Below are 16503 nucleotides of genomic sequence, written 5' to 3' on the forward strand. Positions count from 1 at the left end.
CACGCAGCGCTTCCTGTCGAACTTCGGCCCGATCCGTCAGCACTTCGCGCTGCCCCGGCACAGGGTGAGTGCGGCTAACCATCGCGCACAACTGCGGGCACGTTTGGCCAGGTGGTTCCAGTGGACGGTCGCTGAGCCGTCTGGTGTCGATCGCTAATCAACAGGAATCCTACTCATACTGCATTGGTACATGCCCACGTCGTCAACATGACAAAGCCCGCCTACGCGCTGCGACGCCCGCCGGCGATTACCCGTTCCAGCGACATCTTCAGATGGCGCTGCATGCTCGCCTGAGCCTGGATCGGATCATGCGCCTCGAGCGCTTCGAGGATTACCCGATGCTCATCCGGGACGGCGCCCCATGTGGTCTCGTTTTCGAAATGTCCACGCAGCTTTTCGGACAGCGGACTTTGCCGCGCATCGAAAAGCGAACTGACGGTGCGCACCAGCACTTCATTTCCGGTCATCTGCGCGATCGCGAGATGGAATGCACGGTCGGCCGCAACTGGAATTCTTCCCGCTTTGACTTCGCGCTGCATCTCGTTATATAGCTCACGCAGATGCTTCAGATCCTTCGCTTTGCAAAACGGCGCGACGCTTGCGGCGATCGAGCCTTCGATCACACAGCGCGCGCCCACGATGTCGAGCAGGCTGTCGCCAAGTTCGGCGTGCGACAGCGGAGTCTCGGTGCGAGGCTGCGGCGTTGCGCACACGTAGACGCCGGAGCCCATGCGGATTTCAACCAGCCCCTCCAGTTCGAGCGCGACTAGCGCCTCGCGTACCGACGGCCGTGACACCGCAAGCGTCGCAGCGAGTGTGCGCTCTGAAGGCAAGCGGCCGTTCGGCGCGAAATCCGGTTGTGCGATCAGATCGCGCAGCTTTTCCGCGATCTGCAGATAAAGGCGACGAGGGTCCGCGGGTTTGTCGTTCACAAGCGTTCCTGGCGAGATGGCGCCGTCATGCGCCGGTTGATGCGAGCGCCGATTGTAGATCGAAGTGCGCCGCCCGCAAACTGCGCGGCACGGTGCAAAACCGGACGTTCGACACGCGTGGCGCGTCCCGGGGATTTCCCGAATACCCCCAAAATTGGCTTGACCACTCGCGAGCATCATCTTAATTTATCGGATCTGGTAAGGCCAGATAAGTGTGGCGCACGGCTATGTCCGGCGCGCTAGCCACCCCCACCCCACGTCCCGAGTCACGAGCAATGAAGACCGTCATTTGCGAACAACCCGGCCAGTTGGCTGTCGCCGAGCGCGCGATGCCGAGCGCCGGTCCCGACGACGTGCTGATCCGCATCAAGCGGGTCGGTGTTTGCGGCACCGATCTGCACATCTTCACAGGCAATCAGCCATACCTTGCTTATCCGCGCGTGATGGGTCATGAATTGGCCGGCATCGTCGAAGCGGCGCCAGAGGGCGCACGCGTAAAGGCGGGCGATCAGGTCTATGTGATGCCGTATTTGTCGTGCGGGCACTGCATTGCGTGCCGCAAGGGCAAGGGCAATTGCTGCGTGAACATTCGCGTGCTGGGCGTTCATACCGACGGGGGAATGGCCGAATATCTGGCGGTGCCGCAAGATTTCGTTTTCAGCGCCGCAGGCGTCACACTCGACCAGGCCGCGATGATCGAATTCCTCGCGATCGGCGCGCACGCGGTTCGCCGCGCGGACGTCCAACCCTCCGAGCGGGTGCTGGTCGTCGGCGCCGGGCCGATCGGCATGGCCGCGACGATCTTCGCGAAGCTGCGCGGCGCCGAAGTCAGTGTGCTCGATGGCCGGTCGGACCGGCTCGCGGTTTGCGCGAGCGCGTTGCAGGCGGATCACACGGTGCTGCTCGACACCACCGACGCGGCAACCGATGTCGCTCAACTCGCGAGCCTGACCGACAATGAATTTTTCGACGTAGTCTTCGACGCAACAGGCAACGTCAAGGCAATGGAGCGCGGCCTGCAGTTCGTCGCGCACGGCGGTAAGTACGTGCTGATCTCGATCGTCAGTGACCGCATTTCATTTGCCGACCCGGAATTCCACAAGCGTGAGACAACCTTGCTGGCGAGTCGCAACGCGACCGTCGCCGACTTCGAAACGGTGCTGGATGCGATGCGTGCGGGGAAAATCCCGACCGCCGCACTGAATACCCACGTCCTTGAACTCGGCAATCTGCCGGCTGAATTCCCGCGGCTGCTCGATCCGGACGCCGGAGTCATCAAGGCGCTCGTCGCGTGCTGAGCGAGGAGCGAGACGATGGGTAACCCGATCCTTCAATTCGGCACGAGCCGCTTCTTGCAGGCACATGCCGATCTGTTCGTCTCCGAGGCGCTCGAGGCCGGCCGCGCGCTTGGGCACGTGACGGTCGTGCAGACCACGGCCAATCCGGAGAGCGTCGCGCGTATTGCGGCCCTGCGCGAGTCGGCGCATTACGACGTTCGGATTCGCGGCGTGCGCCGCAAAGCGGTGATCGACACGACGACGCAATGTCATGCAATCAGCGAGGCGCTGAACGCCAACACCGACTGGCCGACGGTTGTCGAACGTTTCGCACGCGACGCGCGCGTGGTGATCTCGAACACCGGAGATCGAGGCTACGAGTGCTTCGCCGAAGACACCGCCGACTTGCTGCAAGATGCGGCGCGCGTACCGCATGGCTTCGCGGCGAAGCTCGTAGTGCTGCTGCACGCCCGCTTCAATGCAGGGGCCGCGCCGCTGACGTTAATGCCGTGCGAACTCGTATCGAGCAACGGCGATACGCTGCGCGCTCTCGTGGCTCACATTGCGCGTGACTGGGGAACCGGTCCCACGTTTGTCAGCTATATCGAGCACACGTGCATCTGGGTGAATTCACTGGTGGACCGCATCGTGTCCGAGCCGATACAACCGATCGGCGCTTACGCCGAGCCTTACGCGTTGTGGGCGATCGAGCGACGGCCCGGCATGGTGCTGCCCTGCGAGCACGAAGCGATGATCATCACCGACGACCTCCCGCGCTACGAGCGCCTGAAGCTGCTTTTGCTGAATCTCGGTCACACATGGCTCGCCGGGCGCTGGCAGGCCGACGCGCGCGCGGCGGATGAAAATGTACTGGATGCGATGCGCGATCCGTTGCTGCGCGACGATCTCGACACGCTCTGGCGCGACGAGGTGCTGCCGGTCTTCGATGCGCTTGGCCAGGGCGACGAAGCACGCGCGTATCTCGACGACGTACGCGAGCGCTTCGAGAACCCGTTTCTCGATCATCGGCTAGCCGATATCGCCCGTAATCACCAGCAGAAGAAGGAGCGGCGCTTCAAGCCGGTGATCGAACTCGCGCGTGAACTGGGACTCGAGATCGCACAGCCGCGACTCAGCGCTGCGCTCGGCTGACAGGAAGCATTGCCACGAAATCAGCCTGCGAGGCATCGTGGCGGACCGGGAAATCAAACGATAGATGTTGATAACGGAGGAGACGTGATGCGCAAGATGCGATGGGTGGTGATCTTTCTGTGCTTTCTGGCAATCGCAGTGAACTACATCGATCGCGCGAATCTAGCGGTAGCTGCGCCGCAGATCGAAAAAGCGCTAGGCATTGGACCGGCCGAGATGGGCTTCATCCTGAGCGGCTTTTTCTGGACCTACGCGTTGATGCAGATGCCGTTCGGCTGGTTCGTCGATCGAGTCGGCGCAAGGATCGCGTTGCCTCTCGCGGTCGGCTGGTGGTCCGTGTTCACCGCGATGACTGCAGTGACCACCAGCGTCGCAGGGATGTTCGGCTGCCGGCTGCTGCTGGGCGTCGGCGAGGCGGGCGCGTATCCGTCGTGCACCAAGCTCGTGAGTCAGTGGTTCCCCGCCAGGGAGCGCGCGATCGCGACCAGCATCTTCGATAGCGGTTCGCGCGTCGGCTCCGCGCTGTCGATTCCGGTCGTCGCGCTGATCATCAGCTCGGTCGGCTGGAAAGCGGCGTTCGTCGTCACCGGCCTGCTCGGCGTGGTGTGGATTCTCGGCTGGTTCGTGATCTACCGGAACCCGGAGCCCGTCGGCACGAACAGCGCGAACGCCGCCGCGCCCGTGCCTCGCGCCAGCGAAGCGCGCAACCGCGTCACATGGGGCTCGCTGTTTCGCCACCGCACGCTGTGGGGCATGATGCTCGGCTTCTTTTGCCTGAACTTCGTGATCTATTTCTTCATCACGTGGTTCCCGAGCTATCTCGTGCAGACGCGCGGCTTCTCACTGAAATCGCTCGGTACGCTCGGAATGATCCCGGCGCTGGTCTCGATACCGGGCGGCTGGCTCGGCGGCTACGTATCGGACGCGCTGTTCCGGCGCGGCTGGAGTCTGACGGCGGCCCGCAAGAGCTGCATGGTCGGCGGAATGCTGTTGTCGTCGGTGATTACGTTGTCGGCATTCACGTCGGACATCTATCTGATGCTCGCTTTCTTCGGCATTGCCTACGGCAGCCTCGCGTTCGCTGCGGCCAGCATCTGGTCGCTGCCGGCCGATGTCGCGCCGACGCCGGACCATGTCGCGTCGATCGGCGGCATTCAGAATTTTGCGTCGAACCTTGCCGGCATCGTGATTACGACCTTCACCGGCGTGATGGTCGCGATGAGCAAGGGCTCGTTCACGGTCCCGCTCGTCGTGGCCGGCGGCTTCTGCTTTCTGGGCGCGTTCAGCTATCTCTTCATCGTGGGCCGCATCGAACCGCTCACGATCCCGCCCGATACCGGCAAAGCGCCGACGCGTGCCGGCTCGGCGGTCTGACATACCGTCACTCATCCCGACCTTCGAGGCATTTTTCATGTTGACTCAAGCCAGCAGTGCGCCCACGGTGATTCGCCTGCATCCGAACGACGATGTGATCATCGCGACCCGGCAACTTATGCCGGGCACGCGTATCGACACAGAACAACTGGTCGTGACCGGGCTCATTCCGCCTGGCCACAAGGTCGCGACCCGCGATATCGCGAAAGGCGAGACGGTCAAGCGTTATAACCAGATTATCGGCGTCGCGCGCGAAGCGATCAGGCGGGGGCAGCATGTGCACGTTCACAATCTCGGCATGTCAGAGTTCGCGCGCGACCATGCGTACGGCGTCGATGCCCATCCAACCGATTACGTCGAAGAGCCTGCGCATTTCATGGGAATTCGCCGTGACGACGGCCGCGTCGCGACACGCAACTACATCGGCATCCTGACCAGTGTGAACTGCTCCGCCACGGTCGCGCGCGCGATCGCCGATCACTTCAGGCGCGACGTGCGTCCCGAAGCGCTCGCCGACTTTCCGAACGTGGACGGCGTCGTCGCGTTGACGCACGGGCTCGGCTGCGGCATCGACACGCTGGGCGAGGGCATCGCCGTGTTACGCCGCACGCTGGCTGGCTACGCGGTGCATCCGAACTTCGCGTCGGTGTTGTTCGTCGGCCTCGGTTGCGAGACGAACCAGATCGACGGAGTGCTCGCCGCGGCCGGTCCCGCCGGCAGCAAGGCGAAGTTGCGCAGCTTCACGATTCAGGACAGCGGCGGTACCCGCAAAACCATCGAGCGCGGCATCGCGATGGTGAAAGAACTGCTCGCCGACGCGAACCGCGTGCAACGCGTGCCGGTGCCCGCATCGCATCTGTGCGTCGGCTTGCAGTGCGGCGGGTCGGACGGCTATTCGGGCATCTCCGCGAATCCCGCACTCGGCGCCGCGGTCGACCGGTTGGTGCGGCACGGCGGCACCGCGATTCTTTCGGAGACGCCCGAGGTCTACGGCGCCGAGCATCTGTTGACGCGCCGTGCCGCGAGCCAGGCGGTCGGCGACAAGTTGCTCGCGCGGATCCAGTGGTGGCAGGACTACTGCACGCGCAACGGCGGCGCGCTCGACAACAACCCATCGGCCGGCAACAAGGCGGGCGGCTTGACAACGATCCTCGAAAAATCGCTCGGCGCGGTGGCGAAGGGCGGCACGACGAACCTCGTTGAAGTGTACGAATACGCGCAACCGATCGATGCAAAGGGCTTCGTGTTCATGGACTCGCCGGGCTACGACCCGGTATCCGCGACCGGTCAGGTCGCGTCGGGCGCCAATCTGATCTGCTTCACTACCGGACGCGGGTCCGCCTACGGTTGCGCACCTTCGCCGTCGCTGAAACTCGCGACCAACACCGCGCTGTGGGAACGGCAGGAGGACGATATCGACCTGAACTGCGGCGGCGTCGTCGATGGGACCGCCAGCATCGAGGAGCTGGGCGAAGCGATCTTCCAGATGATGCTCGATTGCGCGTCTGGCACGCGCTCGAAGAGCGAACTGCATGGCTATGGACAGAGCGAGTTCGTGCCCTGGCAGGTCGGCGTGGTGACCTGAAAGCAGCATGCACGATAGACGGATAAATACAACAGGAGAAGTGAATTGAAACGCCGCCTTTATTCTGGCCGCGACGTGAACCGCGCGCACAGCATCGATGATCTGCGCGCAATGGCACGCGGGCGGCTGCCTAATTTCTGTTTTGAGTACATCGAAGGTGGCGCAGAGGACGAGACGACGCTGTGCCGCAATCGCGACGTGTTCAATGACATCGCGTTCTTGCCGCGCACGCTCGTCGATGTCGAACATCGCAACCAGAGCAGGATGCTGTTCGGTCAGCGCATCGCGTCGCCATTCATGATCGGCCCGACCGGCTACAGCGGGCTGATGTTTCGCGAGGGCGATGTGAAGCTCGCCAGCGCGGCGGCGGCAGCCGGTATCCCGTTCGTGCTGAGCAATGTGTCGACGGTCGCGCTGGAGGACGTCGTGCGCCGCGCAGGCGGGCGCGTGTGGATGCAGGTGTACATGTATCGCACGCGCGAATTCCTCGCGAAGCTCGCACAACGTTCGCAGGAGGCGGGCATCGAAGCGCTGGTCGTCACGACGGACAGCGCGGTGTTCGGCAAGCGCGAATGGGACCTGCGCAATTACATCAAGCCGTTGATGCTCGACTGGCGCAATAAATTCGACGTGTTGCGACATCCGCGCTGGATGAGCAACGTGCTGTGGCCGGGCGGGATGCCGCGTTTCGCGAATCTCGGCGACCTGTTGCCGCCGGGGCAGAACAGCGTGAAGGGCGCGACGATCACATTGGGCCAGCAACTGGACCCGTCGCTGTCGTGGGACGACATCCGCTGGCTGCGCGATCTGTGGCCGAACCGGTTGATCGTCAAGGGCGTGCTCGGCGCGCCAGACGCTTTGCGGGCGGTCGAGGCGGGCGTCGACGGGATCGTGCTGTCGAACCACGGTGGGCGGCAGCTCGACGGCGCAGTGTCTGCGATGGACGTGCTGCCGGAGGTCGTCGACCAGGTGCGCGGCAGACTCAGCGTGATGCTCGACGGCGGATTTCGACGCGGCTCGGACATCCTGAAAGCCGTGGCGCTGGGCGCCGATGCAGTACTGCTAGGCCGGGCGACGACCTACGGTCTGAGCGCCGGCGGTCAATCCGGCGCCGCGCGCGCGATTCAGATACTGCAAACCGAAGTCGATCGCACGTTGGGCCTGCTTGGTTGCAGCGACATTGCCGCGCTCGATCGCAGCTATCTGCGGTGGCCGATGCTGAGCCCGGCGTTGGCGCGCTCGCACGCAGGCGGCGAGAAAGACGCGCTGTCAATCGCATGACCGCGAGCAGCGCATCGATGCAGCAAAGCGAAGCTGGAACGACGCGCGACCGCGCGAGCAACGCCGAACTGCGCGCGGAAATGGTGAACCGGCCGCACGAGTTCTGCGGGCGGCAGTTCGCCGACTCGATTAACACGGGCGCCGCGTCGAGGCCCGGCTACGACTCGCCGTGGTGGTCGTTACCGGTAACCAATCCGAATTGCACACGCTATGACCAGTGGCTATACTGGCTTTGCGATTGTGGCCTGACCAGAATCAATTGGCCTGACCGCAGTAGGAGTCAACGCGAACTAATAACGGCGCGCTGTCGATCAAGTCTTGTCGCGCGTCTCGAAGAAAAATGAAAGGAGATGACAGGATGTTCCGTAAAGGAATGGAGGTCAGGGCCGCGCTTGCGCTTGCAGCGTGCATGCTCGGTAGTGCGGTTCACGCACAGGTTGCCACCGGCGATACGTCGCAAAAGAAGATCGCACTATCCAACAGTTTCGCAGGCAACGCCTGGCGGCAGTCCATGCTCAAGAGCTGGAACGGTATTGCGCAACAGGCGGTGAGCGACAAGAAAATCGCCGCCGCACCCGCGTTCACGACCGCCGAAAATCAGGTCACCGAACAGGCGCAGCAGGTGCAGAACCTGATACTGCAAGGCTATAACGCGATCGTGATCGACGCGGTGTCGCCCACCGCGCTCAACGGTACGATAAAAAAGGCGTGCGCCGCGGGCGTCGTGGTCGTGTCGTTCGACGGCGTTGTCGACGAACCATGCGCGTATCGTGTGAACTTCGATTTCAAGGGCTGGGCCGAGCAGGGCGTCGACTATCTGGCGACCCGCCTGAACGGCAAAGGCAACATCCTGGAAGTGCGCGGTGTAGCGGGCATTTCCGTCGACAACCTGATGCACGAGGGCGTGCTCGACGGACTCAAGAAGCACCCGGGCCTCAAGCTCGTCGGGTCGGTGAATGGCGACTGGACGCAATCGGTCGCGCAAAAAGCCGTCGCGGGTATTCTTCCAACGTTGCCGCAGGTTGATGGCGTCGCCACCGAAGGCGAAATGTCGTTCGGTATCGCGCAGGCGTTCAAGGCGGCCAATCGCCCCACGCCACCCATGATCATCGGCAGCACCTATCCGGAACTCCAGTGGTGGAAAGAGCAGGCGGCGACGGGTTACCAGTCGCGCTCGCTGTCGAACCCGCCGGGCGCGGTCTCCTTTGCTTTCTGGGTCGCGCAGCAGGTTCTCGCGGGCAAGAAGATCCCGAAAGAGGTGACCATCAACGTACCGTTGCTCGCGATCTCGCAGCAGGAGTTGCCGGCCAAGCTCGCCGCTACGCCGCAGGGCGGCATCGCCGACGTGACCTACACGTTGCCGCAAACCGTGGCCTTGCTCGACAAAAAGTGAGCATGGGCACGACGCCACACATGGAGGCATGTGAATGGGCGCAACATCAAGCAACCAGCAGCAGGGCACGCTGATTCGCTTCGAAGGCATCGGCAAGACCTTCGGCCGGGTACGCGCGCTCATCGATATCGATTTCGCGTTCATGCGCGGGGAGTGCATCGGCATCGCGGGACATAACGGCGCGGGCAAATCCACGCTAATGGCCGTGCTTGCCGGCGTCTATGCGCCGACACAGGGACGTATCGAGGTGGAAGGCCAACCCGCGCCGCGTTACGACGCGCGCGCGGCGCGCGATGCCGGCGTGCGCTGCGTGTTTCAGGAGCTGTCGTTGTGCGCGAACCTGACGGTCGCGGAAAACATGACGATCGTGCATCCGCAATTGCGCGGGCGAGGCTGGCGCGCGAGGGCGACCGCGTTGATGCGAGAAAAGCTCGACGAAATCTTTCCGGGTAACGGGCTGAAGTGCAACGAGCTGGTTTCCGATCTGACGCTCACGCAACAGCAGATGGTGGAGATCGCCCGCGGCTTCACGGTGACCGATACGCCCGTGCGTCTCGTGATTCTCGACGAGCCGACGTCGTCGCTCGACGCGCATACCGCCGATCAGTTGCTCGCATTCGTGCGACATGCGGCACAACGCGGCATCACGTGCGTGCTGATTACGCACATGCTCGGTGAAATCGAGCGGGTGGCGGATCGCGTAATGGTGATGCGCGACGGCGGCATTGTCGGCGTGTTGCCTCGCGACGCGTCGAGCCGCACGGCGATTATTCAGGCGATGGGCCAGCAGCTCGAAGCAGACAGGACGCCTGCGGCCGTGCGCGGGCACGATGTGCGCAGCGACGAGCGCGCTTTCCGCTGGAACGTCGGTGCGCATAAACGTACTTCGATCGAGGCGTCGCGCGGGGAGATCGTCGGCTTCGCGGGGCTCGCCGGTCAGGGTCAGACCGAGGCGCTACTTGCCATCCATGAAGCCGCGACGCGTCACGGCGCAGCGCGCGTGAAAGTTGCTTTCGTCGCGGGCGACCGCGGCCGCGACGGGGTGTTTCCCGTCTGGTCAATCGCACAGAACCTCGATATGCGATGGCTTCTCGGCGGCGCGAAACCCAGGCACGGTCTGGTCGATCGCAGCGCGGCGCGCGCGCTCGTCGAAGCGTGGCGCACCAGGATCGGCATACGCGGCGCGCCGATGAACGCCGGCATTCTGTCGTTGTCCGGCGGCAATCAGCAGAAGGTGCTGTTCGCCCGAGCGCTCGCATCGGACGCCACGCTGATCCTGATGGACGATCCCACGCGTGGCGTAGACGTCGGCACGAAGCGCGACATCTATCGCCTCGTGCACGACGAAGCAGAGAAGGGCCGCACGTTCATCTGGTACACGACAGAAAACGAAGAACTATCGCATTGCGACCGCACGTATGTGTTCCGCTCGGCCGCCGTCACGCGCGTGCTCGCGGCCGACGAATGCACGGAAGAAGCACTGCTTGCAGCGAGCTTCGAGGAGCAGGCCGCATGACCCCTGCGAGTGTAACGTTCCGTAGTACGCAGGCCCGTCTGCGCGCGCTGCTGCCGGCGATCTCGCTGATCGCGGTGCTCGTGCCGATTCTCATCATGCAGCCGACGGTGATGAGCTATTTCGGCAGCAGCCTGCTGCTCAATCTTGCGGTGCCGATCGTGCTTGCGACACTCGCGCAGCTCGCGATCATCACCGTCAACGATCTCGACCTGTCCATCGGTTCTTTCGTGAGTCTCGTCGCATGCATCGGCGCGACACTGCTCGTGAAGCAGCCCTGGCTGGGCGCGCTCGCACTGATCGGGTGTGTGCTGGCGTATGCGGCTGTCGGGGCGCTGATCGAACTACGGCAGATTCCGTCGATCGTCGTCACGCTCGGGCTCTCGTTTGTGTGGAGCGGCCTCGCGATCGTGCTGCTGCCTTCTCCAGGCGGCACGAGTCCCGACTGGCTTGGTACGGCGATGAACTATCAGACTCCGTGGATCGCGGCGCCGATCGTGTGGTCGGTGCTGGTCGCGATCATTGGCCACGTGCTGCTGATGCGCACTTCGGCCGGCGTGCGCGTCCGCGGTGCGGGCGGTAATCCGCGCGCGATGCGGCGCTTCGGCTGGTCGCTCGTGCGCAGCAGGGCGACGCTGTACGGCGTCGCGGGGATCTTCGGTGTGCTGTCCGGTCTGTCGCTGCTCGGCCTCACGACCTCCGCCGACGCCAATCTCGCGCTGCGCTACACGCTGTTGTCGATCGCGGCGGTGATCTTGGGCGGCGGCGAATTCATTGGCGGGAGGGTCTCGGTCATCGGCGCGGTGCTCGGCGCGATCACGCTGACGCTCGCGGCATCGTTCCTCGCCTTCCTCAACATTTCTGCGGACTGGCAGGTCGGTATGCAGGGCGCGATCCTGATCGTCGTGCTATCGCTGCGCGTGCTGCTGCAACGCGGGGAGCGGCAATGAAATCGCAGACCTCGGGGAGCCCCCTTGGCGACAGCGAAACGGCCTGGTCGCGGATGAAGATCCTTCAGGCGCCGTGGCTGTGGTCGTTCGTTGGGGCGTTGCTGGTGTGGTTCGGAATCGTCGGCGTGTTCGGATTCGGCATTGCCGCCAATGTTGCGCAAACAGCGCTTACCTACGGCGTGTTCATGGTGCTGGTCGGTCTCGGGCAGATGCTCGTCATCACGTCGGGGGTCGGCAACATCGATCTGTCCGTGCCGTCGACAATCGCGCTCGCTGGCGTGATCGGCATGCACGTAATGGGCGGCGCGAATGAACGCGTCGCGCTCGGCGTGGCGGCCGCGCTCGGCGTCGGCGTCGGAGTGGGCCTCGCGAACTACATGCTGATCCGGCTGCTGCGCATTCCGCCGATCATCGCGACGCTGTCGTCGAGTTTCATCATCCAGTCAATCGCAATCACGCAGGGGCGGCAGCTTCCGCCGCCGCCGCCCGCGCTCGGCACGTTTGCGACCGGCCGGCTGTTCGACGTGCCTTATATCGCGCTGCTTGCGCTCGCACTATCGGCGGCGCTCGCCGTGCTGCTGCATCGCGCGGTGTACGGCCGCAAGCTCTCCGCGATCGGGCAGAACGCACGGGCCGCGTGGCTTGCGGGCGTCGACGTGCACCGCACGCGCTGCCTCGCCTACGTGCTGTGCTCGATGATCGCGGCACTCACGGCGCTCCTGCTCGCGGCGACCTCGGGCGGTGCGTCGCTCGACATGGGCGTCGAGTACATGTTGATCTCGATCGCCGTGGTGGTGATCGGCGGCACGCTTGTCACCGGCGGCAAGGCGACGATCGTCGGCGTGTGGGGCGCGTCGATGTTCCTGTTCCTCACGAACGCCGCGCTCAACGCAATCGGTGCGGATGCTGGCGTGCGCGCGATCGTCTATGGCGTGCTCATCATCGTGGTGACGGTGGCGGCCGGCGGCAAGACGGCGCGATGAAGGATTCTGAACAGACTATCGCAACTCACCTAGACAGCGAGGGGACGTGAAATCCAGCGACTACGAAGTGCATGATCCGCGTTTCAGGCTGCTGCTTCAGCCCAACGCGTTCCTGACCCGCGTCACCGACGAATGCCTTTGGGCCGAAGGACCGGTGTATTTTCCGGCGACCGACCTGCTCGTCTGGAGTGACATACCGAACAACCGCATGCTGCGCTGGGCGCCTGGCATGGGTGTGGGCGTGTACCGTGCGCCGTCGAACTACAGCAACGGCAACACGCGCGACCGCGAGGGCCGGCTCGTCACCTGCGAGCACGGCGCGCGGCGTGTGACCCGCACCGAACACGACGGCAGCGTGACCGTGCTCGCGTCGCACTACGAAGGCAGGCGGCTGAATTCACCGAACGATGTGGTCGTCGACTCGAATGGCGTCATCTGGTTCACGGATCCGGATTACGGGATCCTAAGCGACTATGAAGGATATCGAGCGGACAGCGAGATCGGTCGATGCAACGTGTACCGGGTTTCGCCTGAAAGCACGCGGGTGGAGCTTGTCAGCGACGACTTCGTGAAGCCAAACGGTCTCGCGTTCTCGCCGGACGAATCACTGCTCTATATTGCGGATTCCGCAGCTTCACACGCGGACGACGCGCCGCGTCATATCCGCGTATTCGACGTGTCGGGCGAGGGCCGGTTGCGCAATGGGCGGCTATTCATCGAGATGCAGAGCGGCGTGCCCGACGGCATGCGCGTCGACGAGCGCGGCAACGTCTGGACCAGCGCGGAAGACGGCGTGTATTGCTACGCGCCAGAAGGCTCGCTGCTCGGCAAGATCCTGATCCCTGAAGTGGTCGCGAATCTTACGTTTGGGGGGATCAACCGCAATCGACTGTTTATCGCGGCGACCTCGTCGATTTATTCGCTTCACGTCGGTGTGCGCGGCGCGGGGCGTTGACGCATCACAACCTCGAGAAAACGGAGACGAACATGAAGATGACAAGAGCCGCCGTGGCACTTTGCATGGTCGCGGCGTCGGTGGGCGCGTCGGCGCAGGTCGCAACGGGCGATACCTCGTCGATGAAGATCGCGCTGTCGAACAACTATGCGGGCAACAGCTGGCGCCAGCAGATGCTCAAGAGCTGGTCGAACGTCGCCGATCCCGCGGTGAAGGAGAAGATCGTCGCGGCCGCGCCCACCTTCACGACGGCCGAGAGCCAGGCGACCGAACAGGTCCAGCAGATCCAGAACCTGATTTTGCAGGGCTACAAGGCGATTGCCGTCGACGCCGTTTCGCCGACCGCACTCAACGGCGTCATCAAGCAGGCCTGCAGCGCGGGCGTGACGGTCGTATCGTTCGACGGCATCGCAACCGAGCCATGCGCGTATCGCATCGCGGTCGACTTCCAGGGCATGGGCCGCATGCAAGTCGATTATCTGGCCAGGCGTTTGAACGGCAAGGGCAATCTGTTGGAAATTCGCGGACTCGCAGGGGTGTCGGTGGACGACGAGATTCACCAGGGCATCGTCGACGAACTGAAGAAGTATCCGGGGCTAAAGATCGTCGGCTCGGTACACGGCGACTGGACGCAGACCGTCGCGCAAAAGCAGGTCGCGGGCATTCTGCCTACGTTGCCGAAAATCGATGGCGTCGTGACCCAGGGCGGCGACGGATTCGGCGCCGCGCAGGCGATCAAGGCGGCGGGGCGGCCGACGCCGATCATTATTCTCGGCAACCGTCAGGAAGAACTTGCGTGGTGGGCCGACCAGAAGAAGAGCGGCTACGAAACAATGTCGGTGACGATTCCGCCGGGGGCGTCGACGTTCGCATTCTGGGTAACGCAGCAGATTCTGGCGGGCAAGAAGGTACCGCACGATATCCGCATGCCGGTTCTCGAAGTGAAGCCGGATGAACTCGCTGCAGTGCTCGTAAAGACGCCGGCTGGCGCACTTGCCAATAAGGAGTACACGCGCGACGAAGTGGTCGCCGTGGTCGACGGGCATAAGTGAGCCCGGACGGGTGACTCGCGTGGCTGCGGCCGGCGAGCCACCTGCTATGTCATTTCACGGCGCGTCCACATCGACGGGTCCGCTCGCCCCCTGCGCCTGCGAGACGTCGCTGTACTAGGGAGCCGCAGGCCGCTGCGTGTCCCGTATATTTATTCGCATCATCATGACCGGCTCCGAACTCATGATCGACGGCGGCTATACGATCTGGTAATCGGTCACACACACGATACTGAAACGCTACTGAAGCGACCTCAAACGCACATCTGAAAACGGAAACCTGGACATGTCGGAACCGACAGTAATCGATGCGCTGCTCGCCGAGCTTGGCGCGGAGGTGGTGCAGTTGCCACGCGACTTCGGCAGTCGCCAGTTGCAGGATTGGAGCGGCGTGCCGGGCGCGGTGCCGGCGGCACTGATCCGCCCGCGCAGCACGCAGGACGTCGCCAAAGCGCTGCGCGTGTGCCACGCGTTCGGTCAGGCCGTCGTGACCCAGGGTGGCCTGACAGGACTCGTCGGCGGCGCAAATGCGCTGGGTGGCGAGGTGGCCCTGAGCCTCGAGAGGATGAGCCGAATCGTCGAAATCGATCGCACGTCGGCAACCATGACAGTCGAGGCAGGCGTGCCCTTGCAAGTCGTTCAGGAGGCAGCGCTCGATGCAGGCTTTTATTTTCCGCTCGACCTGGGCGCGCGCGGAAGTTGCACGATCGGCGGCAACCTCGCGACCAATGCGGGCGGCAATCGCGTGATCAAGTACGGGATGATGCGCGACCAGGTGCTCGGCATCGAAGCGGTCCTCGCCAACGGCGAAGTGACGAGCGCGATGCACAAGATGATCAAGAACAACAGCGGCTACGATCTGCGCAATCTGCTGATCGGCAGTGAGGGAACGCTTGCCGTGATCACGCGAGCGGTTTTGCGGCTGCGTCCAAAGCCGACGGCGGTTGCCACCGCCTGGTGCGCGCTGCCCGATTACGAGGCCGTCACAAAATTGCTCGCACTTTCGCAGGCACGACTGTCCGCTGGCGTGTCCGCTTTCGAAGTAATGTGGGCCGGCTACTACGACGCCGTGCTGGCCAATCTCGGGCAATTGCGCGCGCCGCTGGACAAGCGTCATCCCTATTACGTGCTGCTCGAAAGCGTGGGTAGCGATCCGGAACGGCATGCCGAAGCCTTCGAGGCGTTTCTCGGAAACATGCTTGACACGGGGATCGTCACCGATGCGGCACTTGCGCAGTCCGAAGCGGATGCGCTCGCGTTCTGGGCGATCCGCGATGCGCCCGGCGAGTATCCGAAGTTCATCCCGCACCATAGCGCGTATGACGTGAGCTTCTCGATCAGCGACGTGGGGCAGGTGGCCGAGGTTTGCGAGCAACGTCTGCAGGAACGCTGGCCCGATGCGCTGGTGATGATTTACGGTCACCTCGGCGACGGCAATCTTCATATCGTCGTCGATATTCCCGGGACGCAAGGGCGCGTGCATGACGAGATCGACAACGTGATCTACGACGTGACGCGTGACTTTCACGGCTCGGTGTCGGCCGAACACGGCATCGGTGTCAAGAAAAAGGCCTTTCTCGGCCATACGCGCAGCGACGCGGAAATCGCGGCCATGCGGCTGATCAAGTCCGCGCTGGACCCCCGCTCGATCCTCAATCCCGGGAAAATTTTCTGATGATCCGCGAGCGGGGCGCCCTTGCCGCGAATGCCGAAGACGCCGATCTCTGATGGTGGTTTTTGTGTCTGGTCGAAGACCGCGGCGTGCGCTGGTGGCGTTCTGAGCGAGGGTGGGTCGTATATACGTTGGTACAACGACAAGCGAATCAAACTATCGCTTGGCTCATTCAGCCCCTCAGAATACCGAGAACGGCTTGGTATCGGAGCATAAACAAGTCCAACTTATCCGCCGCACCCCCGAACACGACATTTACATAAAGCCGCTACATACAATGTCGAGGCCAGACTGAAATGTCGGGGTTTGGACTTTTTAGAAATGTCCGGTTTTGAGGTTCAGAAATCTCTATGTTAGAGGGCTTTTAAGCACCGAGCCAACCCGCAT

General features: G+C 63.3%; 13 protein-coding genes and 2 pseudogenes. 14 read left to right on the forward strand and 1 reads right to left on the reverse strand.

The genetic code is table 11. The features are described 5' to 3' along the window. Positions 1-157 (forward strand): annotated as a pseudogene (locus LMG28727_RS34955) (IS6 family transposase); the annotation flags it as partial. Between the two features lie 64 nt (positions 158-221). Here LMG28727_RS34955 and LMG28727_RS33635 read toward each other — a convergent pair. After that, entirely contained in the window at positions 222-932 is a 711-nt protein-coding gene (locus tag LMG28727_RS33635) for a FadR/GntR family transcriptional regulator (protein ID WP_201646612.1), read from the reverse strand. A 275-nt stretch (positions 933-1207) separates the two neighbouring features. Between LMG28727_RS33635 and LMG28727_RS33640 the strand changes: the two genes are divergently transcribed. From LMG28727_RS33640 to LMG28727_RS33700, 13 genes and pseudogenes are all read left to right on the forward strand, one after another. After that, positions 1208-2230 (forward strand): zinc-binding alcohol dehydrogenase family protein, encoded by a 1023-nt coding sequence (locus LMG28727_RS33640; protein WP_201646613.1) that lies wholly within the window; start codon positions 1208-1210, stop codon positions 2228-2230. Positions 2231-2245: 15 nt separating this feature from the next. Then, positions 2246-3361 carry a mannitol dehydrogenase family protein gene (locus LMG28727_RS33645; protein ID WP_201646614.1) on the forward strand — a complete coding sequence of 372 codons (1116 nt, stop codon included), beginning with the start codon at positions 2246-2248 and terminating at the stop codon, positions 3359-3361. Positions 3362-3448: 87 nt separating this feature from the next. Continuing rightward, positions 3449-4735: an MFS transporter gene (locus LMG28727_RS33650; protein WP_201646615.1), complete on the forward strand. Its 1287-nt coding sequence runs from the start codon at positions 3449-3451 to the stop codon at positions 4733-4735. A 37-nt stretch (positions 4736-4772) separates the two neighbouring features. Then, entirely contained in the window at positions 4773-6320 is a 1548-nt protein-coding gene (locus tag LMG28727_RS33655; protein WP_201646616.1) for a UxaA family hydrolase, read from the forward strand. A 45-nt stretch (positions 6321-6365) separates the two neighbouring features. Further along, complete coding sequence (locus LMG28727_RS33660; RefSeq protein ID WP_201646617.1) at positions 6366-7601, forward strand: alpha-hydroxy acid oxidase; 1236 nt, start codon at positions 6366-6368, stop codon at positions 7599-7601. Between the two features lie 358 nt (positions 7602-7959). Next, a complete protein-coding gene (locus tag LMG28727_RS33665; protein WP_201646618.1) occupies positions 7960-8994 on the forward strand; it encodes a substrate-binding domain-containing protein in 1035 nt (344 codons plus the stop codon). A 34-nt stretch (positions 8995-9028) separates the two neighbouring features. Further along, positions 9029-10510: a sugar ABC transporter ATP-binding protein gene (locus LMG28727_RS33670; protein WP_201646619.1), complete on the forward strand. Its 1482-nt coding sequence runs from the start codon at positions 9029-9031 to the stop codon at positions 10508-10510. Further along, complete coding sequence (locus tag LMG28727_RS33675; RefSeq protein ID WP_201646620.1) at positions 10507-11457, forward strand: ABC transporter permease; 951 nt, start codon at positions 10507-10509, stop codon at positions 11455-11457. Before LMG28727_RS33670 ends, LMG28727_RS33675 begins: the two co-directional genes overlap by 4 nt. Then, positions 11454-12440 carry an ABC transporter permease gene (locus LMG28727_RS33680; RefSeq protein ID WP_201646621.1) on the forward strand — a complete coding sequence of 329 codons (987 nt, stop codon included), beginning with the start codon at positions 11454-11456 and terminating at the stop codon, positions 12438-12440. Before LMG28727_RS33675 ends, LMG28727_RS33680 begins: the two co-directional genes overlap by 4 nt. 46 nt (positions 12441-12486) lie before the next feature. Beyond that, on the forward strand, positions 12487-13395 hold the full coding sequence (locus LMG28727_RS33685) for an SMP-30/gluconolactonase/LRE family protein (protein ID WP_201646622.1): 909 nt from the start codon (positions 12487-12489) through the stop codon (positions 13393-13395). A gap of 32 nt (positions 13396-13427) precedes the next feature. Further along, a complete protein-coding gene (locus LMG28727_RS33690) occupies positions 13428-14447 on the forward strand; it encodes an ABC transporter substrate-binding protein (protein ID WP_201646623.1) in 1020 nt (339 codons plus the stop codon). A gap of 283 nt (positions 14448-14730) precedes the next feature. Further along, complete coding sequence (locus tag LMG28727_RS33695; protein ID WP_201646624.1) at positions 14731-16119, forward strand: FAD-binding oxidoreductase; 1389 nt, start codon at positions 14731-14733, stop codon at positions 16117-16119. A 117-nt stretch (positions 16120-16236) separates the two neighbouring features. Further along, positions 16237-16332: pseudogene (locus tag LMG28727_RS33700) on the forward strand (IS3 family transposase); the annotation flags it as partial. Positions 16333-16503: the final 171 nt, after the last annotated feature.

This window comes from Paraburkholderia metrosideri (assembly GCF_904848625.1).
Lineage (GTDB): Bacteria > Pseudomonadota > Gammaproteobacteria > Burkholderiales > Burkholderiaceae > Paraburkholderia > Paraburkholderia metrosideri.